This window comes from Ochrobactrum sp. P6BSIII (genome assembly GCF_014138065.1).
Taxonomy (GTDB): Bacteria; Pseudomonadota; Alphaproteobacteria; order Rhizobiales; family Rhizobiaceae; genus Brucella.
Genome location: NZ_JACGXB010000006.1, coordinates 140,601 through 166,941, shown reverse-complemented (window position 1 = coordinate 166,941; position 26,341 = coordinate 140,601). Strand labels below are relative to the sequence as shown.

Here is a 26,341-nt window from a genome sequence, read left to right as displayed (position 1 = left end):
TTTAAATCGGCCCGGCTTGTCGCTGTCCCAGCTTAAGGCTGCCTTAAGGTGGCGGCGGCATTCGCCTTTTGCAACATAATCAATTTCCTACGAATCAGTTCGGAAAACCGGAATGCGTCTTTCTGCGAGCCTTGTGAGTTTCGCTCTCCTGATCTTCACGGCGTTCTCGTCAGCCTTTGCCGCTGGCCCCTTGCCGGTGAACGAAGCCTTTCGTCTTGGCGTGACGAAGGATGCCGATGGACGCCTTGTGCTCGGCTGGACCATTGCCGAAGGCTATTATCTCTATCGCGATCATATCGCCGCAAAGGACGACAAGGGCAATGCGCTCGATGTCGATACGCAGCCCGGCATTGCCAAGGACGACCCGAATTTCGGCAGGCTCGAAGTCTATTATCGCCATGCCAGTGCTAGCCTGAATGCGCAAACCGCGCCGGTGGAAATCACCTATCAGGGCTGTCAGGAAGACGGTATCTGCTATCGGCCCGAAACGCGAACAGTCGACCCGGTGACGCTGGCCGTTTCAAGCCAGATGGGCACTCTGGCCAAGGCCCAAACCCAATCTTTTGCGCAAGGCACTGCTTTCACGACGGCGACGCCCCGGATGGCTGCAAGCACGGCCAATGAAAGCAAGGCTTTTGCGCTCGCGCCTGAGAAGGGCATGGTCGAAAACCTGCTGGCTGAGGGCGGCACGGGCTTTGTCATCGCGGCCTTTCTGGCGTTCGGGGTGCTGCTGGCCTTCACGCCTTGCGTTTTCCCGATCTATCCCATCGTCGCCGGAACGCTGGCGCGCGAAGGTGAAAAGCTGACGGCAAAACGCGGCTTCGTCCTCTCCTCCATCTATGTGGTCAGTCTGGCTTTGGGCTTTGCGCTGGTGGGGGCAATCGCTGGCTGGTCGGGGCAGAACCTGCAAATGGTCCTGCAATCGAAATGGACGGCACTTGCTCTGGCGGCGCTGTTCACCTTGCTGGCTGTGTCCATGTTCGGCCTGTTCCAGATCCAGCTTCCAAGCCGGTGGGTCAGCGCGGTTTCCGCGCAGACCGGCCAGCGTACAGGCTCCAAGCGCTCCGCCGCCGTGCTCGGCTTCTCGTCGGTGCTGATTGTCGGCCCTTGCGTGACCGCACCGCTGGCGGGTGCACTTCTCTATATTGCACAGACGGCCAATGTCGCGCTGGGTGCGGGGGCACTCTTCGCGCTTGGTATCGGCAAGGGCTTGCCGCTGATCGCTTTCGCGACCCTTGGCGCGGGCACGATGCCGCGCGCAGGCGCATGGATGGAAACCGTGAAGCAGATTTTCGGCTTCGGTTTTCTGGCAACTGCGATCTTCATGGCTGCACCGCTTTTGCCTTCGGGCGTGGATATGGCGCTCTGGGCCATTCTGCTGTTCGGCGTGGCAAGTTTTGCCTTCCTCAAAGTGCCGGGGCATAGCGTTGTCGCCCGCACGATTGGCGCGGCAGCCTTCGTCTATGCAACCATCCTGATGCTCGGCCTTGCGTCTGGCGGCAGAGATCCGTTGCAACCGCTGGCCGTATTCGCTAACCGTGGCGACAACCAGAGTATGGCCGAGCTGCGATTCGCGCCGGTCGATACGGTTTCTTCCCTTCAGGAGAAGCTTGCGACAGTGGAAGGCTCGCGCCCGACGCTGATCTATTTCACGGCGGATTGGTGCGTGAGTTGCTCCACCGTGGAAAAGCGCGTGTTGCCGGATGCCGATGTGAAGAAAAGCCTGAACGGCTATCAGCTCATCAAGGCTGATATTTCCGATCTCACCAATGGCAATGCCGACCTGATGGCGAAGCTGAAAGTGGCTGGCCCGCCGACGATGATTTTCTTCGACAAGGCAAGCCGCGAGCGGGAGGGGACGAGACTGGTGGGCGATGTCACGTCTGCCACCATTGCCCGGTCGGCCGGTCTCACCACCGATGGCCGGATGTAATTGCAGAAACAAGGATTGAAGATGATGCCGGGGGCTTGGACTATTATGAAGCGCGGGGACGAAAGATACCGTATTGCAGCGCGACTGTTGCGCATTGCCACCATCGCTGTGCTGCCGTTGGCAGCTGCCGCCTGCACGACGACTTCCGCCGAGCAGCCGGTCGCGGTCATCATGCCCCAGCCTGTTGTTCAGCCGGTTGTGGCAGAACCGCAGCCGGTACAAGTCGCAGCCGTGGCAGAATCGGAAGTGCAGACGGCGCGCAGCGAATATGAAGTGATGTATGGCGCTGTCACCGACGGCAAGAACTTCATTCCTGCGCTTGATGTGAACAAGATTGCCGAGCGCAACCTGCGCAAGCAGGTCGATTATGCGACGGATCATCCGGTGGGCACCATCATTGTCGATCCCTATGCGCGCTATCTTTATCTCGTGCAGCCGGGCGGCAAGGCCATGCGCTATTCGGTCGGTGTCGGCCGCGCCGGGCTGACCTTCAAGGGCGAAGCCAAGGTTGCCTATAAATCGCAATGGCCGCGCTGGACCCCGACCGCCAACATGATCAAGCGCAATCCTGACCATTATGCGAAATACGCCAATGGTCTGGAGGGCGGTATCCGCAATCCGCTTGGTGCCCGCGCGCTCTATCTCTATCGCGACGGCAAGGACACGCTCTATCGCATCCATGGCACCAATGAGCCGTGGTCGGTCGGCAAGGCGGCGTCCTCGGGCTGTATCCGTCTTTTCAATCAGGACATTCTCGATCTCTACAAGCGCGCCCCGACGGGTGCCCGCGTTGTGGTGCTCGACAAGTCCCAATCTGGCATGGGAGCTAGTTCATGATAAACCGCCGTCAGATGCTGGCTGTTTCAGCCGGGACCATTGCGACACTCGGATTCTCGGGTGCGCAGGGTCTGGCACAGGCCGTTCCGACCGTGGCCGAGGTTCTCTACGACAAGGAAATCCCGGTTCTCGGTAATCCGCATGGCAATGTCACCATCGTCGAATATTTCGACTATCAATGCCCCTATTGCAAAAAGGGCCATAGTGAACTGATGCGTGTCGTCAAGGATGACGGCAATGTGCGGCTGGTTCTGAAGGACTGGATCATTTTCGGCGATATGTCGGCCTATGCGGCGCGGCTTGTTCTGGCGGCGGAAAAGTCCGGCAATTACGTCAAGGCCATGGAAGCGCTGATGGCCACGCCGGGCCGTCTGACCAAGGAACAGGTTGATGCGGCCATGAAGAAGGGCGGTCTCGACGCTGCCAAGCTTGAAGCGGCCTATAAGGCTGATTCCAAGCGGATCAATGGCATTCTCGAGCGCAACATGAATCAGGGTGAAGCGTTCAATTTCAGCGGCACCCCGTCTTTTGTCATCGGCACCAAGCTCTATGGCGGCGTGATGAAGCAGCAGGAACTGATCGCGGCTATCGCGGATGCGCGTAAATCCTGATCACGTCTGCCGGACGAATATTTCGATGAAGGCGGGTCTGCAAAGGCCCGCTTTTTTCATTTCGAATTTGAAAGCAAGCAGCGGAGTGTGACCGCCCTTGTAAGGTCCTATGTCTGGTTCATATAAAGAAGGAACACGGACATGAACCTTATGACCCTCAAAACGCATGATCCCGATGAAAGCCGCTGGCAGAAGGTGCTCGGACGCGACAAGGCGTCGGACGGTGCCTTCGTTTATGCCGTGCGCACCACCGGCGTTTATTGCCGTCCATCCTGCCCGTCGCGACGCGGAAAGCGCGAGAACGTGCAGTTTTTCGATCGTTGTGAGGATGCCGAGCGGGCAGGTTTTCGCCCCTGCATGCGCTGCAAGCCGCATCTGACCGAAACGCTCGCAACGCAGAACAATGCGCGCCATGCCGAAATCGTGGCTTCTGCCTGCCGCTATATCGAGGCAGCGGAGGAAGTGCCGTCTCTGGAAGAAATCGCGGATGCGGTGAAGACCAGTCCCGCGCATTTCCATCGCATTTTCAAAGCCTTCACCGGACTGACGCCCAAGGCCTATGCCGACGCACATCGCGCCCGGAAAATGCGTGTGGCGCTCGATGCGCCGGAAATCCGCGTGACCGATGCGATCTATGACGCCGGTTATAATTCCAGCAGCCGCTTCTATGAAGCCTCAGACCGGATTCTTGGAATGACGCCAAAGGCTTACCGGCAGGGCGGCAAGGACGCCGACATTCGTTTCGCCATTGGGCAATCGGCGCTTGGCGCAGTCCTTGTGGCGGCAAGCGACAAGGGCGTCTGCGCCATTTTGATGGGTGACGATCCGGAACCACTGATCCGCGATCTGGAAAAGCGCTTTCCGAAAGCCAATCTCATCGGGGCTGATCGCGACTTTGAAGGCATGATCGCTCAGGTGGTCGGCTTTGTCGAAGCGCCGGGCATCGGTCTCGACCTGCCGCTCGATCTGCGGGGTACAGCGTTCCAGCAGCGCGTCTGGCAGGCCTTGCGGGAAATTCCGGCAGGAAAAACAGCGAGCTACACGGATATTGCCGAGCGGATCGGTACGCCGAAAGCGGTTCGCGCCGTTGCGCAAGCCTGCGCCGCCAATAAGATCGCCGTCGCGGTGCCATGCCATCGTGTGGTGCGCAATGATGGCGGGCTGTCCGGCTATCGCTGGGGTGTCGAGCGCAAGCGCGACCTCCTGAAGCGGGAGCGTGAAGCATGAGCGGCGACGTGGAAAAAGCGGCGGCAAAAGTCGCCGCCTATGACTGGGACAAGATCGGCGCCGAACTCGACACATTCGGCACGGCCATTCTCCCCCAACTTCTCTCCGAAAATGATTGCCACAATTTTGCCACGAAATGGCATGATTCCGCCGCATTCCGCAGCACCATTTCCATGGCGCGGCACGGTTTTGGACGCGGCGAATACAAATATTACGCCAATCCGCTGCCTGCCTTAATTGGGAGCCTCCGCGCCAGCCTCTATCCGCAGCTCGCACCCATCGCCAATGCGTGGAGCCGGAGAATGGGCAGCGACACCCGTTATCCACCAACCCATGACGCCTTTCTGGAACGCTGCCATGCAGCCGGCCAGTCGCGCCCGACACCGCTTCTGCTGCAATATGTGGAGGGGGATTATAATTGTCTGCATCAGGACCTTTATGGTGACATCGCCTTCCCGTTACAGGTGGCCATTCTCCTGTCGAAACCGGGTGAGGATTTCATGGGCGGCGAATTCGTGCTCACCGAGCAACGCCCGCGCATGCAGAGCAGGGCAGAGGTGGTGCCGCTTCAACAGGGCGATGCGGTGATCTTCGCCGTTAACGACCGACCGGTACAAGGCACGCGCAGCGACTACCGGGTCAAGATGCGGCACGGTGTCAGCCGCATCCGCTCCGGCATGCGACATACGCTGGGCATAATCTTTCACGATGCGCGATAGACCTGACATAAAGGGTTGAACCGAAATGCGTATTGGCCTTTGATCGCGCAAAGGTTTGAAGGAGTCGACCATGAGCGTGACCATCTACGGTATCAAAAACTGCGACACCATGAAGAAGGCGCGCACATGGCTTGAGGACCATGGCATCGACTATGGCTTTCACGATTACAAGAAGGAAGGGCTCGATGCGGCAACGCTCGACCGCTTCCTGAAAACCGTCGCCTGGGAACAGCTTTTGAACCGCGCTGGCACGACTTTCCGCAAATTGCCGGAAGAAGTGCGCCAGAATGTCGATGCCGCCAAGGCGCGGGCGCTGATGCTGGAACAGCCCTCCATGGTCAAGCGTCCGGTGCTCGACAAGGACGGCGTGCTGACGGTCGGTTTCAAGCCGGATCAGTATGAGGCCTTCTTCAAGTCTTGAGCTGCCGGGCTTCTGCCATAGATATCTGCGGATAGGTCTGCCTTAGAGCATTTCCAGCAAAAGTGCGTAGCGGTTTTGCGTAGGATAATGCGTAAAAACAAATGGATAGAGCGGTTCCACGCTTCCGTTTTAACCGGAACCGCTCTAGCGGAGAAAGCCATGCATCAGCGCTTGAACAAGATCGTTCTGCAATGGTCGGTGAGCTGGCGCGATGCGCTGGTTGCTTCCATTGCGGGCGCTGTCGCCTGGCTGATCTGTCAATGGCTACTCGGCCAGCCACGGCCGGTCTTTGCCATGGTTACAGCGGTGATCTGCCTTGCGCCCAACCTGCCAAATCACGGCAAGCAGGCCATTGGCGTCATGGTTGGCGTGACGACAGGCGTGGTGATCGGAGAGCTGTCGCTTCTGCTGCCGGAAACCATTCCCGTCATGCATATGGCGGTGGTGACCTTCATTGCCATGGTGCTGGCGACCTCGTTCGGCATGGCGCCAGCGATTGCCATCCAGTCCGGGGTTTCGGCCATTCTGGTGCTGGCCATGGGGCCGCAAGTGGCGGGGGTGACCCGCCTGATCGACGTTCTGGTGGGGGCAGGTGTCGGGCTTTTGTTCAGCCAGATTTTGCTGACGCCTGACCCGGTGCGGCTGATCGACAGGGCGGCGCGGGGCCTGCTGGACCGGCTGGCAAATGGGCTGAAACAGGCGGCTATGGCGCTTGATAAACAGGACCCGGTGCGCGCGCAAAATGCGGTCAATCAGTTCACTTCCGCCCATCGGGCTGTCATCGCGCTGGGCGACGGCATTGCGCTTGCCCGCAGCAATGCGCGCTGGTCGTTGCGCGGGCGGCTGGCGGCGCGCGAAGTGACCGAAATGGCCGGACGCTATGATCGTCGCGGCATTCGTCTTTACGCCTCGGCGCTATTGTTCGGCGAAGCGCTGGGCAATGCGCTGCGCAAGAAGGAGGCTCCCCCGCCGCCTTGGATCGGCGAGGCGTTGCAGATCATCATTGCCAATTGTTCGCTGGATGAAGGCGTGGTGCCGCAGCGCATTCCGCCGGTGCCGAAGGAAATACCCTTCGGCTGGCGTGATTCCGTACACCGGCTGGAATCGGTGCAGGATACGCTGTTGCATTTCCTGCATTCGGGAATTCCCGACAGCGTGCCGCTGCGCCCTGCAAAGGAAACGGAAAAGGAAATGACCGCGCCGTCAAGCCAGTAGTCACGACGACGGGTCGTCGCGCTTTTCCAGAATGTGATCGACCAGCCCCCAGCTGAGACCTTCCTGCGCGGTCATGAAATTATCGCGGTCCAGCGCGCGTTCAACCTCTTCTTCGGTGCGTCCGCAATGTTCTGCGTAAAGTCGTATCATGCGGCGTTTGGTACGCTGCACCTCCTCGGCATGGATGAAAATATCCGATGCCTGGCCCTGAAATCCGCCCGATGGCTGGTGCACCAGCAGGCTGGCATTGGGTAGCGCTGCGCGGTGGCCGGGTTCGCCCGCCATCAGCAGAAAGGAACCCATCGAGCGGGCAGTGCCCATGCAAAGCGTGTGAACGGGCGCACGGATATAGCGCATCGTATCGTAGATCGCGAAACCGCTCGTCACCACACCGCCGGGTGAGTTGATGTAGAGATTGATCGGCAGCCTGGCATTTTCCGCTTCGAGAAACAGCAACTGGGCGCAGACAAGTTCCGAAACCGTGTCGTTCACCTCACCGTTGAGGAACACGATCCGCTCGCGCAGCAGACGGGAATAAATGTCGAATGACCGTTCGCCGCGGCTTGATTGTTCAACAACCACAGGGACGAGTTGCATCGTTTCGCGCATGGCGAACTCCTTTCCAGATTGTCGGATGACGGGCTGTCTTGCGCTAGGCCGCGCGCATCAGCAGCGTTCCATTGGCATTGGCTGCAACCGGGGCAGGGCGCTTTAGCCGGATGTCGCTCAGCACATGACTGATCTGCAAGCGCGTGCCGCCCTCACCATTGGGAGCGATGCTGAAAGTGACGGTGCTTTCGAGAAAAGGCGGTTCCTTCTCGCGCATCCGATAGGTGATTTCCTCACCGGGTTTGCACGATGCGGCGTTCTGTTCGGCAAGATCGGCTGTGGGAAGCCAGTGCTCCCGGAATTCGGGCGTGCTGATTGCCCGCCAGACTTTCTGCGGCGCGGCATCCAGCTCATAGGTCTGCGCGATATCGGGCTTCGGCGTTTGGCTCTGCTGTTCGGTCATTGGTCCATATCCTTCAGCAAGTCTTTCAGGGCGTCGATACGCGCTGGCCAGTAGGCGCGATATTTCATCAGCCACTGGGCCATCAGCGCCAGACCGTCGGGGTCGACTTCGTAATTCACGAACCGCCCGCGCTTTTCTTCCCGTACCAGTCCGGCACCCCGCAAAACCGCCAGATGCTGGGACATGGCAGGCTGGCTGATCTCCATGCCTTCGCGCAGCGCGCTGGCATTCAGGCTGCCAGTCGCCAGTTTTTCATAGATCGCGCGACGGGTCGGATCGGCCAGCGCCTTGAAAATATCATTCTCGTTCATGGCTAACACATAAGCACGTACTTATGTGATTCGCAAGCCATGATTGGACGCCGCCGAGCGTTCGCGCCTATTTGTCGGGGGAGGTGAACTGCATCGTATAGACACCACCGCCGATCCCTTGCGCCAGCGCGGGAGCCAGTTGCAGCGGCGTACATTTCTGCACGGCTTCAATGGCGGAATCTGCAAAAGCCTTTCTGGCCTTTGCATCGCCCTTCATATTGATCGCCGTGGCGCGCGGCGTGCCGATCAGGCTGCCGTCGCGCTTGAAGCTGAAGCTCAGCGTGACGGATGAACTCTTTGTGCCGGCGGGCGGCGACCAGCAGGCCTGCAATGCCGCACCGACCTCTTCCATGGACTTCAGTTCCGCCGCCTGAACCGCGCCAGCAGTCAGAAAGATGGATGCACACAGACCAGCCATAGAGATGAGTTTTTGAACCGCGATCATTTTGATCTCCCCAAGCGCGATATTTCCACATTGAAGTAGGGCAGTAGGGGAATAGGGGAATAAGGCAGTATGTTTTGGTTGCGGACGGCCGAGGCGTTATCAATCCTATTCCCCTATTCCCCTATTCCCCTATTCCCCTATTCCCCTATTCCCCTATTCCCCTATTCCCCTTGATCGCTTCCATCAGAAAAATTCAATTGTACGCCCGCGCTTGAGGGGTATTTTGCGGCGCATGACCCAGTTCTCTCCCAAGTCGAACTTTCTCAAGTCAGCTTTTTCCCGTTCGGATATTGCAATGTCATCCTCCCCCAACTCCGCTCAACACCAGACGGCGATCCGTTATGCATTGGGCGGTTTTCTCGCCATGGCGTCTGCAATGGGCATTGGCCGTTTCATCTACACGCCGATCCTCCCGGGCATGATGGCCGATCTTGGCTTCAACGCCGCTGATGCAGGCTTCATCGCTTCCTCCAATTATATCGGCTATCTGCTTGGCGCTGTGGCGGCGGGCTATGGCTGGTCGGCAGGCATCGAACGCGCCAGCGTCATCGCCGGTCTCATCATCAGTGCAGTGCTTTGCGCGGGAATGGCGCTGTTCGACGGCGTCTGGATGTTTGCAGCCATCCGCTTTGCTGCCGGTTTCATCAGCGCGGTGACCATGATCCTCTGCACGGCCATCGTGCTCAGCCATGTGACCGCCGCCGAGCGCAGCGGCCTTGGCGCGGTGCATTTCGGCGGGGTGGGCAGCGGTATTGCCATCTCGGCGGTGCTGGTCGCCGCCATCCGCTTTTCCGGCCTTGGCTGGCGTGCGGATTGGGTCGGTGCGGCTTTGCTTACGCTGGTCATGCTGGTGGGCGTGGTCTTTCTGGTGCGCGAAGGGCCGCGCGGCAATGGCGGCAATACACGTGAACCGGCTTTGCCGAAAAGCTTTGCCTTCAACGCATTGGCGCTTGCCTACGGTATTTTCGGCTTCGGCTATGTCATCACTGCCACGTTTCTGATCGCCATCGTGCGCGCCAACGAGGGCGGGCCGCTGATGGAAGCAGCCGTGTGGATCGTCACCGGCCTGACCGCCGCGCCATCCATCTGGCTTTGGTCTCCGGCGGCGAAAAAGTTCGGCCTGTTCAATGCTTTTGCGCTGACGGCGCTACTGGAAGCCATCGGCGTTGCTGCCAGCGTCGTCATCGCGCCGCCCGTTGGCCCGCTGGTCGGCGGTGCGCTTCTGGGCATGACCTTTATGGCGCTGACGGCTTTCGGTCTCCAGATTGCGCGGGTTCTGGCTCCGGCATCGCCAAAGCGGGCACTGGCGCGTATGACCGTGTCGTTCAGCATCGGGCAGATTGTCGGGCCGCTGGTCGCCGGTTACATGGCGCAGCGTTCCGGCTCGTTCACCTCGGCCAGTCTCGCGGCAGCGCTTTCGCTGGTGGCTGTTGCCGTCATTGGCGTGCTTGCCGGTCAAAAGGCCAAGTAGGGCGCTAAAAGCAGGAAACTAATGAGGTTTCTGGCAAAATCTTACAAAGATTTAACTGGTAAAGGCACGCTAACAGGCATTCTATGGGGGCGATAACCCCATAGAATCGGGACCCTTTTCGTGTTTGTATCTTTCTTCCCCCGCCCCAAATTGTTCTTTCCGTCTGTCGTGCTCTGGAGCCTGCTGGCTGTCCTTGGCTGGTATATGGGGGGAGAAAATCTTGGGCGCATATTCGGAATGCCGCCAGCGGCTACCGACGCTGCGCCGATCATCGGCGCCAGCATTTTCTGGTCCGCGCCGTTCCTCTGGTTCTATATCTATTTCGCAGTGGTGACCTTTGCGTTCTACGCGTTCTGGGCAGTGTTCTCGCCGCATCCCTGGCAGCGCTGGTCGATCCTCGGTTCGGCATTGATCCTGTTCACGACCTATTTTTCGGTGCAGGCCAGCGTGGCGGTGAATGCCTGGTATGGTCCGTTCTACGATATGGTGCAGAAAGCGCTGTCGACGCCGGGTTCGGTCACGGCCAGCGATTTCTATTGGGGCACGGTCGACTTCCTCGGCATCGCCTTCATCGCGGTCACGATCGGCGTGTTGAGCCTGTTTTTCGTCAGCCATTACATCTTCCGCTGGCGCACGGCGATGAATGATTATTACATGAGCCACTGGCCGCAATTGCGTCATATCGAAGGTGCGGCGCAGCGCGTGCAGGAAGACACGATGCGCTTTTCCTCAACGCTGGAACAGTTGGGCGTCAGTCTGGTGAAGGCCGTCATGACACTGATCGCCTTCCTGCCGGTCCTGTTCACCTTTTCAGAAAAGATCAATGAACTGCCGATCGTCGGCGTCATCCCGCATGCGCTTGTCTGGGCGGCGATTTTCTGGGCGGTCTTCGGTACAGGCCTGCTGGCGCTGGTCGGCATCAAGCTGCCGGGGCTGGAATTCAACAATCAGCGCGTGGAAGCGGCCTATCGTAAGGAACTGGTCTATGGCGAGGATCATGATGATCGCGCGGGGCCGGTTACAATGCGCGAATTGTTCCGCAATGTCCGGCACAATTACTTCCGGCTCTATTTCCATTATGTCTATTTCAACGTGGCCCGCATTCTCTACCTGCAGGCGGATAATGTCTTTCCGACGATTATCCTCATTCCGTCCATCGTGGCAGGTAAGTTGACACTTGGACTGATGAACCAGATCAGCAACGTGTTCTCTCAGGTGCAGGGTTCGTTCCAGTATCTCGTCAATTCATGGACGACGATTATCGAGCTTCTGTCGATCTACAAACGTCTGCGGGCTTTCGAGGCGACCATCCATGGTGAGCCGCTGCCGTCGCTGGATCGTGAAAATCTGGAAACACCGCAGAGCGTTTAGGGAAGAGGACCAGCACCCTCCGTGCTTCGAGACAGCGCTTACGCGCCTCCTCAGCATGAGGGATTGGAAAACGCCGGTTACGACCTGTTCTGCGCAGCGTGGCCGGTGTTTTTGTCGAGGCTGTTCAGATAATCGCCATAGGTGGTGCATTTGACATCGGGCTTGGTGCAGACTTCCGAAACAAGCCGCTCCATGGCGCGCCAGTATGCGCCGTCATTCATCAGCACGAAATGGAAGCCAAGCTGCAAGGGAATGCGCTCGCCGTCATATTGCTTGTCGAAGGCAGTGCGAAACGCCTTATAGGCGCGTTCTTCAAAGGCTGCCGACTGTTCCGGCGCTTCCTTGGCCTTGGAATGGCGAACATAGAGATTGTAATCCATGCCGACGATCGGGCGCTGTGACGGGCCTTCCGGGATCAGCGGCAATCCAAAGGATGCGAACTGGCCCGTGATCTGGGGCAGTTCCGGCCCGCGTGTGACGGATGAGGCCTGATAGCGGAAACCATTGGCCTTCAGCGCGTCCTGCACCGGCTTCGAAGCCGCGAGATAGGGTGCGCGGAAGCCGTTGATGCCGTGCAGCGCGAGGTCGCGCCAGCCTTCCGGCTCGCCGTCGATACCGTTGTTCTTGTAGGCGTCGGCAACGATGCGGCGAAACTCGCCGACTTCCTTGTTCCAGTCGGCGGTGGACCAGCTTGTGCCGTCGAAATGGCCGCAGCCGTGGCTGGCAATCTCGTTGCCTTCCAGATGCGCCTGCCAGATATTGCCAAGCCGGGTCACGACTTCATCATGGGTCTGGGCAAAGCCGACATTGGACGCACCCGCCTTTTTGTGCGGCGGCTGATAGCTGGCGCGGTCCTTCCGGGTCATCAGAAAGACGCAGGACAGGAAATAGGTGAAATGGGCGTTGTTCTTCTTCGCGAGTTCGCGTGAGCGCGTCCACAGCGCATTGTCATGCGCGCCGTCGAAGGAAATCAGCACATATTGCGTTTTAGCGGCAGCAGCGTCGGCTCCGGCACTCAGGTCCGGCGATTTCGCCCCGGCAGGGGCACAAAAAGCCGTCGACAGGGAAAGAGCGAGAAGGGTTCTGGGGGAGAAAACGCGCATTGCCATCAGATACCGGGAAAATCGGATGCCGGGAAGGGGGATATGACCTCGCTATCCCTTGAATATGGCGAAGGTCGGACCGAAATTCACTTTTACGCGGGGCTTGATCTGCTTATTTCGCAGACGGGTCTTACATATGGCGACAATTCCGACTAAAAGCGCCAGAACATCTATTTCGTAAACCAGATTCAAGAACAATGGCAGGTCCATGGCAGACGACAGTTTCATTCGCGAGGTAAACGAAGAACTCCGTTCGGAACGGGCGAAGCAGGTCTGGAAGAATTTCGGCCCGATCGTGATCGGTGCTGCCGTTGCTGTCGTTCTGGGCACTGCTGGCTGGGTCGGTTATCAGCATTGGACCGACAGCAAGGCGTCTGCATCCGGTGACAAGTTCCTCGCGGCGCTTGACCTTGCATCGGCAGGCAAGAACGATGAGGCGCTTGCTGCGCTCGACGATCTGGAAAAGACCGGCTACGGTTCCTATCCGGTTCTGGCGCGCCTGCGTGCGGCTTCGGTACTTGCGGGCAAGGGCGACGCGGCTGGCGCCGTGAAGGCGTTCGACGATATCGCTGCCGACAATGCCGTGCCAGGCCCTCTGCGTGATGTGGCGCGCCTGCGTGCGGGCTATCTGCTGGTCGATAGCGGTTCTTATGACGATGTCGCCAAGCGCGTCGAAACCCTGTCCGCCGATGGCAATTCGATGCGCTCCAGCGCGCGCGAAGCCCTTGGCCTTGCGGCCTGGAAGGCCGAGCGTTACGACGATGCGGCCAAATTGTTCAAGCAGATCGCCGATGACGGTTTGGCTCAGGCCAATATCCGCCAGCGCGCCAACACCATGCTGGATCTGATGCGCAGCGCAGGCGTTGCGGCACAAAGTTAAACAAAGGCTACCTTCGGGGCTGGTCTTGAACCGGCCCTGTTTCTTTCTGGAGTAATTTTCGTTCATGGGTTTCACTCTCGCTATCGTCGGGCGTCCCAATGTCGGTAAGTCCACGCTGTTCAATCGTCTCGTCGGCCGCAAGCTGGCGCTGGTGGACGACCTGCCGGGCGTCACGCGCGACCGGCGCATCCATGATGCCAAGCTCTACGACCTCAAGTTTCAGGTGATCGACACTGCTGGTCTCGAAGAGGCCGCCAATGACTCGCTGGAAGCGCGCATGCGCGCCCAGACAGAAGCCGCCATTAGCGAAGCCGATGCGGTTCTGTTCGTGGTCGATGCCAAGAACGGCCTGACGCCTGCCGACAACACCTTTGCCGAACTGGTGCGCCGTTCCGGCAAGCCGGTGGTGCTGGTGGCCAACAAAGCCGAAGCGCGCGGCGCGCAGTCGGGCCTTTACGATGCCTTCCAGCTCGGTCTTGGCGAACCGTGCCCGATTTCGGCTGAACATGGTCAGGGCATGCCCGACCTGCGCGACGCCATTGTCGAGCTTCTGGGCGAAGAACGCGTCTTTGCCGATGAGAAGGAAGCGGAAACCGCAGACGAAGTCTTCACGCCGAAGGCTGTCGGCGAACTGATCGGTGATGACATCGAAGATCCGGATGAAGAAGTCATCCCGGCCTATGATGCCACCAAACCGCTGCGCATTGCCATTGTCGGACGCCCGAATGCGGGCAAGTCCACGATGATCAATACGATGCTCGGCGAAGATCGCCTGCTGACCGGCCCGGAAGCGGGTATTACCCGTGACTCGATTTCGGTCGACTGGGAATGGCATGGACGCAAGATCAAGCTGTTCGACACTGCCGGTCTGCGCCGCAAGTCGCGCGTGCAGGAAAAGCTGGAAAAGCTGTCGGTCGCCGACGGCCTTCGCGCCATCCGCTTTGCGGAAGTGGTGATCATCGTGCTCGACGCGACGATTCCCTTCGAAAAGCAGGATTTGCAGATCGCCGATCTGATCATCCGTGAAGGGCGCGCACCGGTCATCGCCTTCAACAAGTGGGACCTGATCGAAGACCGCCAGATGGTTCTGGCCGATCTTTACGAAAAGACCGCCCGCCTTCTGCCGCAGGTGCGCGGACTTCGCGCCGTGCCGATTTCGGGTGAACGCGGACAGGGTCTCGACAAGCTCATGGAAAATGTCGTGAAGACCCATGAGATTTGGAACCGCCGTATTTCTACTGGCCGCCTCAATCGCTGGCTGGAAGGCGTGATCGCCCATCAGCCGCCGCCGGCCGTTTCCGGTCGCCGCCTGAAGGTGAAATATATGACGCAGGTTAAGACCCGCCCGCCGGGCTTCGTCGTGTCCTGCTCGCGCCCCGATGCGATGCCGCAATCCTATGTGCGCTATCTGATCAACGGTCTGCGAGAAACCTTCGATATGCCGGGCGTGCCAATCCGCCTTGCGCTGCGCACCTCGGACAATCCGTTCGCCGGTCGCGCCAAGAAGAAGCGATAAGCATGATGCAAAAAAGCCCGGAGCGATCCGGGCTTTTTCTTTTGGCATTACTGTGCAGACGGCATCATGCCTTTGGCAGCACGAATTCGACACGCCGGTTCTGGGCGCGTCCATCGGGGTTGTCCTTGCCCTCTATGTCGTTGGGCGCGACAGGTTCGCTTTCACCGCGTCCTTCCGGTTTCAGGCGTGCTGACGGAACGCCATTGCCGACAAGAAACTCGACAACCGCTCCGGCACGCGCTTTGGAGAGCTTGAGGTTGTAGCTGTCGGAGCCCTTGGAATCCGTATGGCCGACAACCTGCACGGTGGAATCCGGTGTGCTGTCCAATATCTTGACGACATCACCCAGTGTGGATTTGGCCTTAGCCGTCAGCTTGGCACTGTCGAAGCCGAACAGGATATCGCTCGTGACAGACAGGACGATGCTGTTATCTGTCTCGCGCATGGTGATGTTGCCGCTCTTCTCGACAATCTGTTGCGCTGCGCCCGAAAGGCCGCGCGCGTTGCCATCCGTTCCGCCCGATGCTGAAACCAGATCGCGGATTTCCGGCACAAGATCACGAATATAGGCGCTCTTATCCGTATTCAGCCCTGTATCCTGCGCTGTTCCGACCGATGGCAGGCACAGCGCAGCAAGGCCGATGAGGCCGAAGCGGGTCAATCGATGGATCGTAGCCATTGGCTGTTCCCCCTATTCGGCGGGAACGGCGAATGGTCCGAGCGGCTCGACCCCCTTGATATAGAGCGTCACCTTCTGGTCTTTCGGCGGGGCCGGAAAGACGCCATGCCAGACGCCGACCACAGGCCCCTTGCCGAACAGCGAAACGGAAGTCGGCGTGAGCGGCTTGCCCTCGGAGTCCTTCAACAGCAGATACTTCTTGTCGCCGGCGAGAAGGTAATAATCGTTCTCGTACTCCTTGTCCGACATGGAGCTATAAAGCGTCGAGGAAACGTTGTCGCCTTCCGTGGCATTCTTGAAGCGAACCTTGACGGTCAGCTTGTCACCGTCGCGTATGGCGCCGCTGACCTCGGCGGTAACCTGACCGCTGCTGTGATAGCCGGTTGCGAGCGGCTTGCCCGCTGCTTCTTCAGCCAGTGCTGCAAAGGGCAGGGTGCTTGCAGACAGCAAGACGGTGGCGAGAAGTGTACGTGAGAGAAACGCCATGAGTATCGCTTTCATTTGTTGGACAGCCTGGAGCATCATGCAGTCGGACGAAATCACCCGGCGTTGCATTCATGCGGTGAGAACAAATAAGGGAGCAGTTCTGGCGGTATTATGAGAGCAGGTTTGATCGGATTATGCTCTAAAAGGTGAACCACTCCGGATGCGGGGCTGAAACCTAACAGTCTGAAAACAAAAATTCTATAAAGTTTCAAAAAACCTACAATCTTTTACTTCAAACTTCTTTTCCGTTCGTTACATGACGGATTGGGGCCGGTGTTTCAGGTATTTATTTTCACGCCGATCTCATCCATTGGCATCAAAACGCACATTAACGGGTTGAGCTTGGTCGTCGCGGCTGCTAATCCGCCCGCTCCCCGATTTTCTCCCAAAAGGTGCAGTGATGACGAAGGCTGTTGAGAGCCCATTTGATGGCGTGACATTAGGCATCGATTTCGGCACCACCAACACGGTTTTGTCGGTTGCCAGCCCCGATGGTTCGGCGGCGGTGCTGAGCGTCGTCAAGGATGGCGCCGATGTGACCGGCTATCGCTCGATCCTCTGTTTCTGGCAGGATCGCGAAACCGGCGAACGCACGGTGGAAAGCGGCCCATGGGCGATGGATGCTTTTGTCAACGCGCCCCATTCGACGCGCATGCTGCAATCCTTCAAGACCTTCGCGGCGTCGAAATCCTTCACCGATACGCCGGTCTTCGGCAAGCGGTTCAAGTTCGAGGATATTCTGACGACCTTTCTCGAAACGGTTGCGGTGCGTCTCGGCGACCGGCTGCCGCCCAAGGGCAATCGCGTGGTGATCGGGCGTCCGGTTATTTTCGCAGGCGCCTCGCCGGACGAGGAGCTGGCGATGCAGCGCTATGAAAAAGCATTTCGCGCTTTCGGCTTCACCGACATTCACTATGTCTATGAACCGGTGGCGGCAGCCTATTTCTACGCGCAGGAATTGAAGGCGGATTCAACCGTTCTGGTGGCCGACTTCGGCGGCGGCACGAGCGACTTTTCCATCGTGCGTTTTGAAGTGGGTAAGGGCGGTCTTTCCTTCACGCCGATGAGCCAGACAGGTCTTGGCATTGCAGGCGATACATTCGACTATCGCATCATCGACAATGCGGTTTCACCACTGCTCGGCAAGGGCACGGAATACAAATCCTTCGGCAAGCGCCTGACCATGCCGAACCATTATTACGCAAATTTCGCGCGCTGGAACACGCTGTTCCTGATGAACTCGCCCGCGACGATCCGCGACCTGACCGAACTTGCCAAGCAGGCGGTCGAGCCGGAAGCACTGGAGCATTTCATCAATCTCATCGAGAACGATTACGGTTACGAGATTTATCGCGCCGTTTCGAACCTCAAGGTCCGGCTGTCATCCGAACGCATGGCGGAACTGCATTTCAAGGCGGATGATTTTGAAATCCGCTCCGATATCACACGCAACGATTTCGAAAACTGGATTGCCGAGGATGTGCGCCAGATTGAGCAGTCGGTGGAAGAGGCCGTCGACAAGGCCGGAATTCAATCCGGCAATATCGACCGTGTATTCCTGACCGGTGGTACGTCCTTCGTGCCGGTCATCCGCACTGTGTTTGAAAGCCGCTTCCCCGATGCGGCAGTGACCAGCTCCAACCAGTTCGATTCCATTGCCACCGGTCTGGCGCTGATCGGTCAGGATGCGGATATCGACCGCTGGTCCGTCAAGTGATTGCTGAAGGCGCGTTGTCCTGACGGGTGTCGTCAGGACGCTGTCGCCGTATCGGCAAAGCAGCTGGCAACCTTGTCATTCGCACCAAGCTTCTTCGCCCATTTGACCAGCTCCGGCACCTCGCTTCTGTCAGCCATACCGCCCCAAACGTCTTTGAGTTTCGGCGTCTTGCCTGAGAGGTTGAAGAAGAAATAGCCGGGGTCCGCGACCGGAACATCGGCATAAACGACGGCCCTGTCGCCGTTCTTCATGAATGTCTCGATGGTGATGGCGGTTGGGTTCACTTTCTTGCGAAAGCTCTTGGCAATCAGGGCTGCGTAATCGGCCCGCTGTTGCTTGGTCAAACTGGCGGTAACCCCGTCGCAAGGCGACTTGGCTACGGCGCTTCCCGCTGATGCCAGAACCGCCATTGCAATGAAACCACCTATACAGGCCGACTTGAAAACCGCTGTCATCATTCCCCTCCAAACGCGTGTGATCCCGTTCGGTGAGCATAGCCGGATTATGCGGAAGCGATAGAGCTTTACGGCAGGATTTCGATCGGCGTGCCGTTTGGCACTTTTGCCCAGATGTCGCGCATTTCGGCGTCGGTGACGGCAATGCAGCCATCGGTCCAGTCCCACAAATGGTGCATGTATGCCAGCCAGCCCCAGCCGTTGGGCAGGCCATGGATCATGATATTGCCGCCCGGCGCATAACCGCCCGCCGCGGCCGCCCGCTGATCCTCTTCGTTCGGATAGGAAATATGCAGGCTCAGATGCGCCATCGAACGCGGATTGCGCCAGTCGATGACATATTGCCCTTCCGGTGTCTTCTCGTCTCCCTCGCGCTGCTTGTGGCCGCCATCGCCATTGCTGCCAAGCGATATGCGATAGGTGCCAATCGTCTGGCCCTGGCGCAGCAAGGTCATCTGGCGGCTGGCCTTTTCAACCCGGATTGCATCGGCTTGTTGTTCTGTCGGTGCGGCGACGGGAGGCTCGACCAGGCTGACCCGCGCCATGACCTTGGTATAGCCAAACAACGCGACAGCAATGAGCACGACGGCAGCGAGAGTTTTCTTGATCATGATGTCCGCTCTGACCCGAATATGCGCAAACGAAGAGATGAAGTGCTTTTCACAGATGATTGGGGCTTTCACAAGCTGGCGTAGCTGGTCGTCTCGGGCTGGTTTTTAGAAATCTGAACTCTGGCATAATGTTGTCTGCATCGCTACCGGCGCTAGAGGTCAAAAGGACCGCTCGAAAATCTCTATTTATATCATTGTGAACTCAGTGCACCTGTCATTACCAAACTTCACAGGGTTACAGAAAATAAAGCGATAGTTACAACGATTGTGTAATATGTATTTCTATGAGGTATATTTCAATGGATGAATTTTTATCAGAAGAATTTTGGTATGCAGAAAATGATAGTAGTCCTTTGATTGCAACACAAGAACTGGCGACGACGAGCAGAGGTGCCCATGGTTCGTCACTTGGCCGCGCAGCACGGCGCGGTAGGTCTGGCTTCAGTTATCGTCCATTCGAGCCTGGTAAACAAGCGGTCAAAGACGCGATGGAAATAAACTTGCATCCAAAAAATGCAGCTGCACCTACTATCGCACGTCGGTTCCCGGCGATGAGTAGTGATAGGCCGCGACCATGGGGAGATCGTTTACGAAGAATAGTGTCGTCGTTGATAGGGTATCCCCAGACTATATGGGACGATGCCGGCGGTTATTCGAATAATATTTCTGGATCAGGTATTGATGGCATCATCATTCACGGTTCAAAAATCGGGCTTGTCCGTTATGGAGACCAACGTATAAATTATCTAGATTTCTTTAGGCGTGAGTCTGAGCTTGGAAGAATTGAGAGTGGCACAAACAAGCCATTCGCAATAATAAGTTGCTACTTTGCCCACGTTGAGCCCGGTGGTATTCCGAGAGGACAGGAAGTTGCAGAATTGTTGGATAGGCCGGTAATTGTTTTTGGTTCTGGTGATATAGTATCCACGTGGAGCTTTCAGCGCAGCTTGTGGGGGCGAGGAGGTACGTTCTATGATGAAAATGGCGAGATAGCACGCGAAACTCTATATCTGCCCCCCATGGAACCCTTCCGGGAACGGCTTGCGAATTTCAGGGAATTCGATTTATAGAAATCTTTTTCAAAGAAGCTCAATTAGCCGCCGCAACCTTAAGGCACTCTTCGATTGTCGTCTTACAGACCGGCGCTTGCGCCTGTTGCTGCTTGTTGGCGAGCCAGTGTTTATAGACGATGCGAAACTCGACATCCTTATAAGTATAGGTTCTTCCCCGGGATTTGATGCGGCTTTTCTCAAGCGCGTCACCGGTTATCACCATATGCAGTGACAGTCGCTTGAAGACCCATGGCTTCGCGCCCTTCGGATGTTCGAAAACCTCGACATGATAAAAGCGGTCACCAACCGTTTCATCCGGGGTGACGTGTACTGCCGCCCAGCGCGTAACTTTCGGCGTATCCGCAAAAATGACCACGTCGTCGCGTTGAAGCTCTGCCTTGGCCGTGACCGGCAATAGCGTGAGCATGGAGAGGAGGGCGGCAAATATCTGTCCGGGTTTCCAGTTTCGCATCGCGGCTCCTTATCGGTAATCTGCGTGTAGATTTTTGACGAAATAACTTTCGTCCCGTCAGGTCATTTCTGTCCCTTGTCACCCGCTCGCGCCAAAAACGCAATGAAAACAAACGCCGGGCTGACGGCGTTAATTCTAAATTAACCAATCTTTTCAATTAGTAAACGGAAGCCCGTTAACGATACATCAAGGTTAATACTCCATTATCAGCGTTGTTAAGCATATCCCGAAATGCGTGAAAACGCGGCTCGGACACGATGTGCGCGAGAACAACAGAAGTCTGTGTGAGTGGAGTGTGCGGTGCGTCTTGTGTCGATACGAGCGCTGTTTGGTCGTCGGAAGACCGTCGCTGAGCCGGTATGGCATTATCCTGTCACGGGCTATTGCCCGGAAGAGGGCCGCTATTATGCCGTGCGCGCGAAGCCGCGCCACATCGCCCGCAAGCCGCAGCGCCTGATCCCGCTGGTGCTCACAGCTTTCGCCTATCTCTTTAATTCCAATGCGATTGCCTTTCAGGATATGGCGAGCCTCGTGCCTTCCGCCGATCTTGGCACACATCGCTGGACGGCTTTCGTCGCCAAGGCGCCCGTTGGCTCCGTGCATCAGGCGGAAATGCCTTTTGTTGATGCAACGACGGTGACCGGCAGCATTGCCACCAATGGTATTGAAGTACCGGGCATCGGTCGTGTGGCGCTTTCAGGCGGCAAGAAGACCGCAAAGCTCGGCCCGGATGATCCAAATCCGGATGAAAACCGCATCAACCGTACCGATAAGACGGGCCGCCTTGTCTCGGTCAAGCCAAAGGCGCCAGCCAAGGCGTTCACGGCGGGCAGCATGTTCGACAAGATCAGCATGATCACCCGTCCGCCGGAAAAGACCGACACGCAGATGGCTTTTTCCAGCAAGCTTGAGGGCAAGGAAATCGGCATCACCATGGCCTTCCATGCCGTGAAGCCGCCAAAGCCGAGAGCAGAAATGCCGGTGCAGCTGGCCAAGCTGATCACCAACGACCAGCCGGATGTGCTGGCGCTGGGTTATGCGCCATCCGCGCCTGATTATGGAAAAACCTCTCCCTTCGAGAGCATCCTGAAACCGGATCCGAGCGCGGGGCGGTTTGTCCCGCCGATCGGCGATGAAGATCATGGATGGGCGGCAACTCCGTTGCCGCCTTCGGCATTTAGTGCGAGCGAACAGAAGTGTCTTGCCGAAGCGGTCTATTTCGAAGCGCGCGGCGAGACGGTCAAGGGGCAGGTGGCTGTGGCGCAAGTGGTGCTCAATCGCGTGCGCAATCCGGCCTATCCGAACACGATCTGCGGTGCGGTCTATCAGAATCGCGACTGGCTCAATGCCTGCCAGTTCTCCTTTGCCTGCGATGGTCAGAAGCATCGTGTAACCGAGATGCCGCAATGGCGCATGGCGCAGCAAGTGGCAAAGACGGTGTCGTCCGGCCAGATCTGGCTGCCGGAAGTGGGCTCTGCCACACATTATCATGCGACCTATGTGAAGCCCTTCTGGGCGCCGACTATGAAGAAGCTGACCAAGATCGGCCTTCATGTGTTCTACCGCACCTATGGCGGCGGCTGGAGCTGATGTTCTGACGGGATGCAGCTCAACGTCTGCGATCTGCTGGGGATAGCGGCAACGAAAAAGTGAAGGATTCGCGCCACATTCTTCGTCTTTGGGCGGAAAATGAGTCGCACCATTCGCTATCCAATTGTTTTTTAAGGATAAAAAACCTTCTGGAGCAGTGCCTTCACCGCCTTGACTAGCGGGCGGCGTGTCAATATGTTGCGCGCAACTTGGAAATAGGGTTTTGAACCTGCCTTTCTTGAAAAAAGGAGCTGCCAATGGCACGGGGAATTGAGCCCGAAAAGCCATCCGGTGCTGTCAAGGATGGGCAAGGGAAACCTGCTTCCGGGGAGCTGGATCAGCGTTTGAACCGTCTTGAGGCCGAATTGGTCAAGAAGGGCATGTTCAAAAAGCCAGCTTCCGAGGAGGAGCGGTCGGAAACGGCAAGTTCGGTCGCGCAGGCCATGAAGCTTTCCAGCGAGTTTATCGCGGGAATCGTGGTGGGTGCGGTGCTTGGCTGGTTTATCGATCGTGTCGCCGGCACGTCGCCTTGGGGATTGATCGTATTTCTCCTACTGGGCTTCGCAGCGGGTGTCCTCAATGTGCTTCGTTCCGTAGGTTATGTCGCCGATCAAGGCGGCATTAAGACTAACGCGGAAAAGAGTGACAGGAAATAAGCCTTGGCGGACTTTACGGTAAAGTTCGTTCAAGTGTAAGTGATAGGCGGGCCGGATGCATGTCGGGCCCCGAGACTGAAACGCCTTCGGGTAGACCAAGTCGCCTTCGGGCAGACCAAATCGCCTTAGGGCAGGCCAAATCGCCTTCGGGCAGGGAAGACAGACGAGGTTAAGGTGGCGAACGATCCGATCCATCAGTTCCAGATTTCTCGGTGGATTCCCATCGATGTAGGCGGCGTTGACCTGTCGTTCACGAATGTTTCGGCTTTCATGGTCGCAACTGTCGTGGTCGCTTCGGGCTTCCTTTATCTGACGTCTTCGGGCCGCGGTCTTATCCCGACCCGTCTGCAGTCGGTTTCGGAAATGGCCTATGAATTCGTGGCGACAAGCCTCAGGGATTCGGCTGGGTCGAAGGGCATGAAGTTCTTCCCCTTCGTTTTCTCGCTGTTCATGTTCGTGCTGGTCGCGAACTTCATCGGTCTCTTCCCTTATTTCTACACTGTAACCAGCCAGATCATCGTGACGTTCGCTCTCGCGTGCCTGGTCATTGGTACGGTCATCATCTACGGTTTCTTCAAGCACGGTTTTGGCTTCCTCAAGCTGTTCGTGCCGAGCGGTGTTCCCGGCATTATCGTGCCGCTGGTTGTCGCCATTGAAATCATCTCGTTCCTGTCGCGTCCGATCAGCCTCTCGGTTCGTCTTTTTGCGAACATGCTTGCAGGCCACATCACGCTCAAGGTTTTCGCCGGCTTCGTTGTTTCGCTGGCGGCCCTCGGGCCCATCGGCGTCGGCGGCGCGGTTCTGCCGCTCATCATGACGGTTGCGATCACCGCACTCGAATTCCTCGTAGCCTTCCTCCAGGCCTACGTGTTTACCGTTCTCACCTGCATGTACATCAACGACGCAGTACATCCGGGACACTGAGTTCAAACCGGCGGGCGACCGCCAGAACTGAAATCCGCGCTTATATTTCAATCCAGAAGGAGCTTAACATGGAAGCGGAAGCAGCAAAGTACATCGGCGCCGGTCTCGCCTGTTTCGGTATGGCCGGTACGGCTCTCGGCCTCGGCAACATCTTCGGCCAATACCTCTCCGGCGCTCTGCGCAACCCGTCCGCTGCTGACAGCCAGTTCGGCCGTCTGGTGTTCGGTTTCGCCGTTACGGAAGCTCTGGGCATCTTCTCGCTGCTCATCGCGCTTCTGCTCCTCTTCGCCGTCTAATAAACGGTTTAAGAGTCTGGCCTGCCGCGATCTGTATCTTGAAATGCAGCGCGGCTGGCCTTTGCATATGACGTCTGAGTAGGCATGATCCCGGAAGACGGGAACCGGTTTTCGGATCAGGTCATGCTGGATTTAAGGGGAAATCTGGATGTTCGTGTCCACGGCGTTTGCCCAAACCGCCACCGAATCGCAACCGGCACCAGCTGCTGGCGAGCACGGCGCAGCCGATGCTGTGCACACCGAAACCGGGGTCGCGCACGATGCCGGACACGGCAGCGGCGTATTCCCTCCGTTCGATTCCACCCATTACGCCTCACAGGTTCTGTGGCTGGCGATCACGTTCGGTCTTTTCTATCTGTTCATGTCCCGCGTGGTTCTGCCGCGCATCGGCGGCGTGATCGAGACCCGTCGTGACCGCATTGCTCAGGATCTCGAGCAGGCTGCCCGTCTCAAGCAGGATGCCGATAACGCCATCGTTGCTTATGAGCAGGAATTGGCCCAGGCCCGCACCAAGGCTGCTTCGATTGCTGAAGCCGCTCGCGAAAAGGGCAAGGGCGAAGCAGACGCCGATCGCGCTACTGCTGAAGCCACTCTGGAAAGCAAGCTCAAGGAAGCCGAAGACCGCATCGCTGCGATCAAGGCCAAGGCAATGAGCGACGTCGGCACCATCGCCGAGGAAACCACGGCTGAAATCGTCGAACAGCTTCTGGGCACCAAGGCCGACAAGGCTTCGGTAACAGCCGCTGTCAAGGCCGCGAACGCCTAAGGAGAGGTCAATGGACGCTACATTTTGGGCACTTGTTGGCCTCATCATCTTCCTGGCGATCCTCGCCTATCTGAAAGTTCCGGCTATGGTCGGCCGTTCGCTCGATGAGCGCGCCGAACATATCAAGAAGGAACTGGAAGAAGCCCGTACGCTGCGCGAAGAAGCACAACAGCTTCTGGCTGAATATCATCGCAAGCGTAAGGAAGCCGAAAAGGAAGCCGGCGATATCGTCGCTGCTGCCGAACGCGAAGCCAAGGCTCTTCTCGAAGATGCCAAGCGTGCGACTGAAGAATATGTGGCCCGCCGTAACAAGCTGGCCGAACAGAAGATTGCAACCGCTGAAGTCGACGCTATCAATGCAGTCCGCGCTTCGGCAGTGGATCTCGCCGTTGCTGCCGCTGGCAAGCTTGTCGCTGACAAGGTTGACACGAAGGTCTCCGGCGGTTTGTTCAAGGACGCACTGGTTCAGGTCAAGTCGAACATGAACTAAGGTTCTCGCGATCTTTAGAGTTTTGAGATGCCGCCTGAAAGGGCGGCATTTTTGTTTTGAGAAGAGTTTTGGAGCACGTCTCGAAGCGTGCAAAGCGCCTCAGCAGGATTAGATAATCCGCACGTAAAAAAGTTGAGCGGTCACGCATCCAACCTTCACTAAAACCGCTCTAAGGCTGCGCGTGTGGACCACCGCGCGCCGAGTGGTGGGTCGGAGCAGGCAGGTTCGTGCGCAGATGCGATGGAGCACGTCCGAGAGTTCATTCTACCGAATGGAAACCGACCCTGTTTCAGCACAGATCAATGTCTAGTCAATGATGCGGGCATGCCGAACATTACCAAAGGATACGGTGCTTGGTGCAGTCGTCTTTAATACGGCTCAGCGGCGAGGTTCAAACCGTCCCTTGATTGGCGCGAAAGTGTACCGGTGCAGGCCAGGTACGGGACCATCACTTTCGATGGCAGCGCGGTGTCTGGCCGTTCCATAGCCCGCATGCACTTCCATGCCGTAAACGGAGTGGACGCTACCTGCGCGCTCCATCATGCGATCCCGTGTCACTTTCGCGACAATGGAGGCCGCCGCAATCGACACGGAGCGTTGATCGCCTTTTACAAGGGCAGAACCGGGGCAAGGAAGGCCGGGCGGTACATCGCGGCCATCAACGAGTGCATGACACGGCTGCAAGACGAGACCGTGCACAGCGCGACGCATGGCTTCCAGTGCGGCCTTGCGAATATCCGTCGCGTCTATACTGCGTGCGCTGAGGCTGGCGACAGAAATGCTGACGGCCTTGGCCAGAATGGTCTCATAGAGAGCATTGCGCTTGGCGGCATTAAGACGCTTGGAATCGTCCAGCCCCTCCGGCAGGTCGTTCGCATCCAGCAGGACCGCCGCTGCAACGACCGGCCCAGCCAAGGGCCCGCGTCCTGCTTCATCGATGCCGACTATATGGCGAAGCCCGCGCGCAAGAAGCTTCGCTTCTTCAGAGAAGTCAGGCGCCAGCGGAATATCGAAGAGAAGGGGAGAATCAGAAGCCGTGCGTTTCATAAGGTGGCGATGTTCGCATTGCCTCCGA

At 57.8% G+C, this 26,341-nt stretch carries 30 protein-coding genes; 19 read left to right on the top strand and 11 right to left on the bottom strand.

Annotated elements, in window-relative coordinates:
- Window positions 1–112 precede the first annotated feature (112 nt).
- The 7 genes from dsbD (at window position 113) to FHW00_RS10555 (ending at window position 6,963) form a co-directional block, all read left to right on the top strand.
- Window positions 113–1,933, top strand: a complete 1,821-nt coding sequence (dsbD, locus tag FHW00_RS10585) for a protein-disulfide reductase DsbD (RefSeq protein ID WP_078337977.1) — start codon at window positions 113–115, stop codon at window positions 1,931–1,933.
- A 45-nt stretch (window positions 1,934–1,978) separates the two neighbouring features.
- On the top strand, window positions 1,979–2,770 hold the full coding sequence (locus FHW00_RS10580) for a L,D-transpeptidase (protein ID WP_078337978.1): 792 nt from the start codon (window positions 1,979–1,981) through the stop codon (window positions 2,768–2,770).
- Window positions 2,767–3,381, top strand: a complete 615-nt coding sequence (locus FHW00_RS10575) for a DsbA family protein (protein WP_078337979.1) — start codon at window positions 2,767–2,769, stop codon at window positions 3,379–3,381. Before FHW00_RS10580 ends, FHW00_RS10575 begins: the two co-directional genes overlap by 4 nt.
- A gap of 141 nt (window positions 3,382–3,522) precedes the next feature.
- A complete protein-coding gene (gene ada / locus FHW00_RS10570) occupies window positions 3,523–4,608 on the top strand; it encodes a bifunctional DNA-binding transcriptional regulator/O6-methylguanine-DNA methyltransferase Ada (RefSeq protein ID WP_078337980.1) in 1,086 nt (361 codons plus the stop codon).
- Window positions 4,605–5,327, top strand: coding sequence for a 2OG-Fe(II) oxygenase (locus FHW00_RS10565; protein ID WP_078337981.1), 723 nt, complete (start codon window positions 4,605–4,607; stop codon window positions 5,325–5,327). Before ada ends, FHW00_RS10565 begins: the two co-directional genes overlap by 4 nt.
- A 70-nt stretch (window positions 5,328–5,397) precedes the next feature.
- Window positions 5,398–5,748, top strand: a complete 351-nt coding sequence (locus FHW00_RS10560; protein ID WP_078337982.1) for an ArsC family reductase — start codon at window positions 5,398–5,400, stop codon at window positions 5,746–5,748.
- A 159-nt stretch (window positions 5,749–5,907) separates the two neighbouring features.
- A complete protein-coding gene (locus FHW00_RS10555; protein WP_078337983.1) occupies window positions 5,908–6,963 on the top strand; it encodes an FUSC family protein in 1,056 nt (351 codons plus the stop codon).
- On the opposite strand, the gene FHW00_RS10550 is transcribed toward FHW00_RS10555, so the two are convergent.
- The 4 genes from FHW00_RS10550 to FHW00_RS10535 form a co-directional block, all read right to left on the bottom strand.
- On the bottom strand, window positions 6,964–7,572 hold the full coding sequence (locus tag FHW00_RS10550) for an ATP-dependent Clp protease proteolytic subunit (protein ID WP_078337984.1): 609 nt from the start codon (window positions 7,570–7,572) through the stop codon (window positions 6,964–6,966). It lies immediately after the preceding gene.
- 43 nt (window positions 7,573–7,615) lie between these two features.
- A complete protein-coding gene (locus tag FHW00_RS10545; protein ID WP_078337985.1) occupies window positions 7,616–7,975 on the bottom strand; it encodes an SRPBCC family protein in 360 nt (119 codons plus the stop codon).
- Window positions 7,972–8,286, bottom strand: a complete 315-nt coding sequence (locus FHW00_RS10540) for an ArsR/SmtB family transcription factor (protein ID WP_078337986.1) — start codon at window positions 8,284–8,286, stop codon at window positions 7,972–7,974. Before FHW00_RS10540 ends, FHW00_RS10545 begins: the two co-directional genes overlap by 4 nt.
- Before the next feature lie 67 nt (window positions 8,287–8,353).
- Window positions 8,354–8,731, bottom strand: a complete 378-nt coding sequence (locus FHW00_RS10535) for a hypothetical protein (protein ID WP_113533688.1) — start codon at window positions 8,729–8,731, stop codon at window positions 8,354–8,356.
- A 295-nt stretch (window positions 8,732–9,026) separates the two neighbouring features.
- Between FHW00_RS10535 and FHW00_RS10530 the strand changes: the two genes are divergently transcribed.
- Together FHW00_RS10530 and sbmA are read left to right on the top strand one after the other, a co-directional pair.
- Complete coding sequence (locus FHW00_RS10530) at window positions 9,027–10,202, top strand: YbfB/YjiJ family MFS transporter (protein ID WP_078338118.1); 1,176 nt, start codon at window positions 9,027–9,029, stop codon at window positions 10,200–10,202.
- A 120-nt stretch (window positions 10,203–10,322) separates the two neighbouring features.
- Window positions 10,323–11,573 (top strand): peptide antibiotic transporter SbmA, encoded by a 1,251-nt coding sequence (gene sbmA, locus FHW00_RS10525; RefSeq protein WP_078337987.1) that lies wholly within the window; start codon window positions 10,323–10,325, stop codon window positions 11,571–11,573.
- 77 nt (window positions 11,574–11,650) lie between these two features.
- On the opposite strand, the gene FHW00_RS10520 is transcribed toward sbmA, so the two are convergent.
- On the bottom strand, window positions 11,651–12,676 hold the full coding sequence (locus tag FHW00_RS10520; RefSeq protein ID WP_078338119.1) for a polysaccharide deacetylase family protein: 1,026 nt from the start codon (window positions 12,674–12,676) through the stop codon (window positions 11,651–11,653).
- A gap of 208 nt (window positions 12,677–12,884) precedes the next feature.
- Here FHW00_RS10520 and FHW00_RS10515 point away from each other — a divergent pair, with 208 nt between their 5' ends.
- A complete protein-coding gene (locus tag FHW00_RS10515; RefSeq protein ID WP_113534691.1) occupies window positions 12,885–13,556 on the top strand; it encodes a tetratricopeptide repeat protein in 672 nt (223 codons plus the stop codon).
- Window positions 13,557–13,620: 64 nt separating this feature from the next.
- The gene (gene der, locus FHW00_RS10510) at window positions 13,621–15,072 is read left to right on the top strand and encodes a ribosome biogenesis GTPase Der (protein ID WP_078337988.1); all 1,452 of its coding nucleotides are present in this window, start codon (window positions 13,621–13,623) and stop codon (window positions 15,070–15,072) included.
- Between the two features lie 64 nt (window positions 15,073–15,136).
- Here the strand turns inward: der and FHW00_RS10505 are convergent, their stop codons facing one another.
- Window positions 15,137–15,751, bottom strand: coding sequence for an OmpA family protein (locus FHW00_RS10505; RefSeq protein ID WP_078337989.1), 615 nt, complete (start codon window positions 15,749–15,751; stop codon window positions 15,137–15,139).
- A gap of 12 nt (window positions 15,752–15,763) precedes the next feature.
- A complete protein-coding gene (locus FHW00_RS10500) occupies window positions 15,764–16,252 on the bottom strand; it encodes a hypothetical protein (protein ID WP_078338120.1) in 489 nt (162 codons plus the stop codon).
- Window positions 16,253–16,637: 385 nt separating this feature from the next.
- Between FHW00_RS10500 and FHW00_RS10495 the strand changes: the two genes are divergently transcribed.
- Window positions 16,638–17,954: an Hsp70 family protein gene (locus FHW00_RS10495; RefSeq protein WP_078337990.1), complete on the top strand. Its 1,317-nt coding sequence runs from the start codon at window positions 16,638–16,640 to the stop codon at window positions 17,952–17,954.
- 32 nt (window positions 17,955–17,986) lie between these two features.
- Here the strand turns inward: FHW00_RS10495 and FHW00_RS10490 are convergent, their stop codons facing one another.
- Both FHW00_RS10490 and FHW00_RS10485 read right to left on the bottom strand, forming a co-directional pair.
- Window positions 17,987–18,412, bottom strand: coding sequence for a hypothetical protein (locus tag FHW00_RS10490; RefSeq protein ID WP_445558203.1), 426 nt, complete (start codon window positions 18,410–18,412; stop codon window positions 17,987–17,989).
- Window positions 18,413–18,477: 65 nt separating this feature from the next.
- Window positions 18,478–19,020, bottom strand: a complete 543-nt coding sequence (locus tag FHW00_RS10485) for a L,D-transpeptidase family protein (RefSeq protein WP_078337992.1) — start codon at window positions 19,018–19,020, stop codon at window positions 18,478–18,480.
- Window positions 19,021–19,319: 299 nt separating this feature from the next.
- Here FHW00_RS10485 and FHW00_RS10480 point away from each other — a divergent pair, with 299 nt between their 5' ends.
- Complete coding sequence (locus tag FHW00_RS10480) at window positions 19,320–20,090, top strand: hypothetical protein (RefSeq protein ID WP_139364357.1); 771 nt, start codon at window positions 19,320–19,322, stop codon at window positions 20,088–20,090.
- 19 nt (window positions 20,091–20,109) lie between these two features.
- On the opposite strand, the gene FHW00_RS10475 is transcribed toward FHW00_RS10480, so the two are convergent.
- A complete protein-coding gene (locus FHW00_RS10475; protein WP_078337994.1) occupies window positions 20,110–20,544 on the bottom strand; it encodes a DUF5086 family protein in 435 nt (144 codons plus the stop codon).
- A 300-nt stretch (window positions 20,545–20,844) separates the two neighbouring features.
- On the opposite strand from FHW00_RS10475, the gene FHW00_RS10470 reads away from it, so the two are divergent.
- The 6 genes from FHW00_RS10470 (at window position 20,845) to FHW00_RS10445 (ending at window position 25,266) form a co-directional block, all read left to right on the top strand.
- On the top strand, window positions 20,845–22,134 hold the full coding sequence (locus tag FHW00_RS10470) for a cell wall hydrolase (RefSeq protein WP_078337995.1): 1,290 nt from the start codon (window positions 20,845–20,847) through the stop codon (window positions 22,132–22,134).
- Between the two features lie 257 nt (window positions 22,135–22,391).
- Window positions 22,392–22,790: an AtpZ/AtpI family protein gene (locus FHW00_RS10465; protein WP_078337996.1), complete on the top strand. Its 399-nt coding sequence runs from the start codon at window positions 22,392–22,394 to the stop codon at window positions 22,788–22,790.
- A 174-nt stretch (window positions 22,791–22,964) separates the two neighbouring features.
- Window positions 22,965–23,714 carry a F0F1 ATP synthase subunit A gene (locus tag FHW00_RS10460; protein ID WP_078337997.1) on the top strand — a complete coding sequence of 250 codons (750 nt, stop codon included), beginning with the start codon at window positions 22,965–22,967 and terminating at the stop codon, window positions 23,712–23,714.
- Window positions 23,715–23,782: 68 nt separating this feature from the next.
- Window positions 23,783–24,010, top strand: coding sequence for a F0F1 ATP synthase subunit C (locus FHW00_RS10455; protein ID WP_002963544.1), 228 nt, complete (start codon window positions 23,783–23,785; stop codon window positions 24,008–24,010).
- 148 nt (window positions 24,011–24,158) lie between these two features.
- A complete protein-coding gene (locus FHW00_RS10450; protein ID WP_078337998.1) occupies window positions 24,159–24,776 on the top strand; it encodes a F0F1 ATP synthase subunit B in 618 nt (205 codons plus the stop codon).
- Window positions 24,777–24,786: 10 nt separating this feature from the next.
- The gene (locus FHW00_RS10445) at window positions 24,787–25,266 is read left to right on the top strand and encodes a F0F1 ATP synthase subunit B (protein WP_078337999.1); all 480 of its coding nucleotides are present in this window, start codon (window positions 24,787–24,789) and stop codon (window positions 25,264–25,266) included.
- A 378-nt stretch (window positions 25,267–25,644) separates the two neighbouring features.
- Here FHW00_RS10445 and FHW00_RS10440 read toward each other — a convergent pair whose 3' ends face one another.
- Window positions 25,645–26,313 carry a ribonuclease HII gene (locus FHW00_RS10440; RefSeq protein ID WP_078338000.1) on the bottom strand — a complete coding sequence of 223 codons (669 nt, stop codon included), beginning with the start codon at window positions 26,311–26,313 and terminating at the stop codon, window positions 25,645–25,647.
- Window positions 26,314–26,341 lie beyond the last annotated feature (28 nt).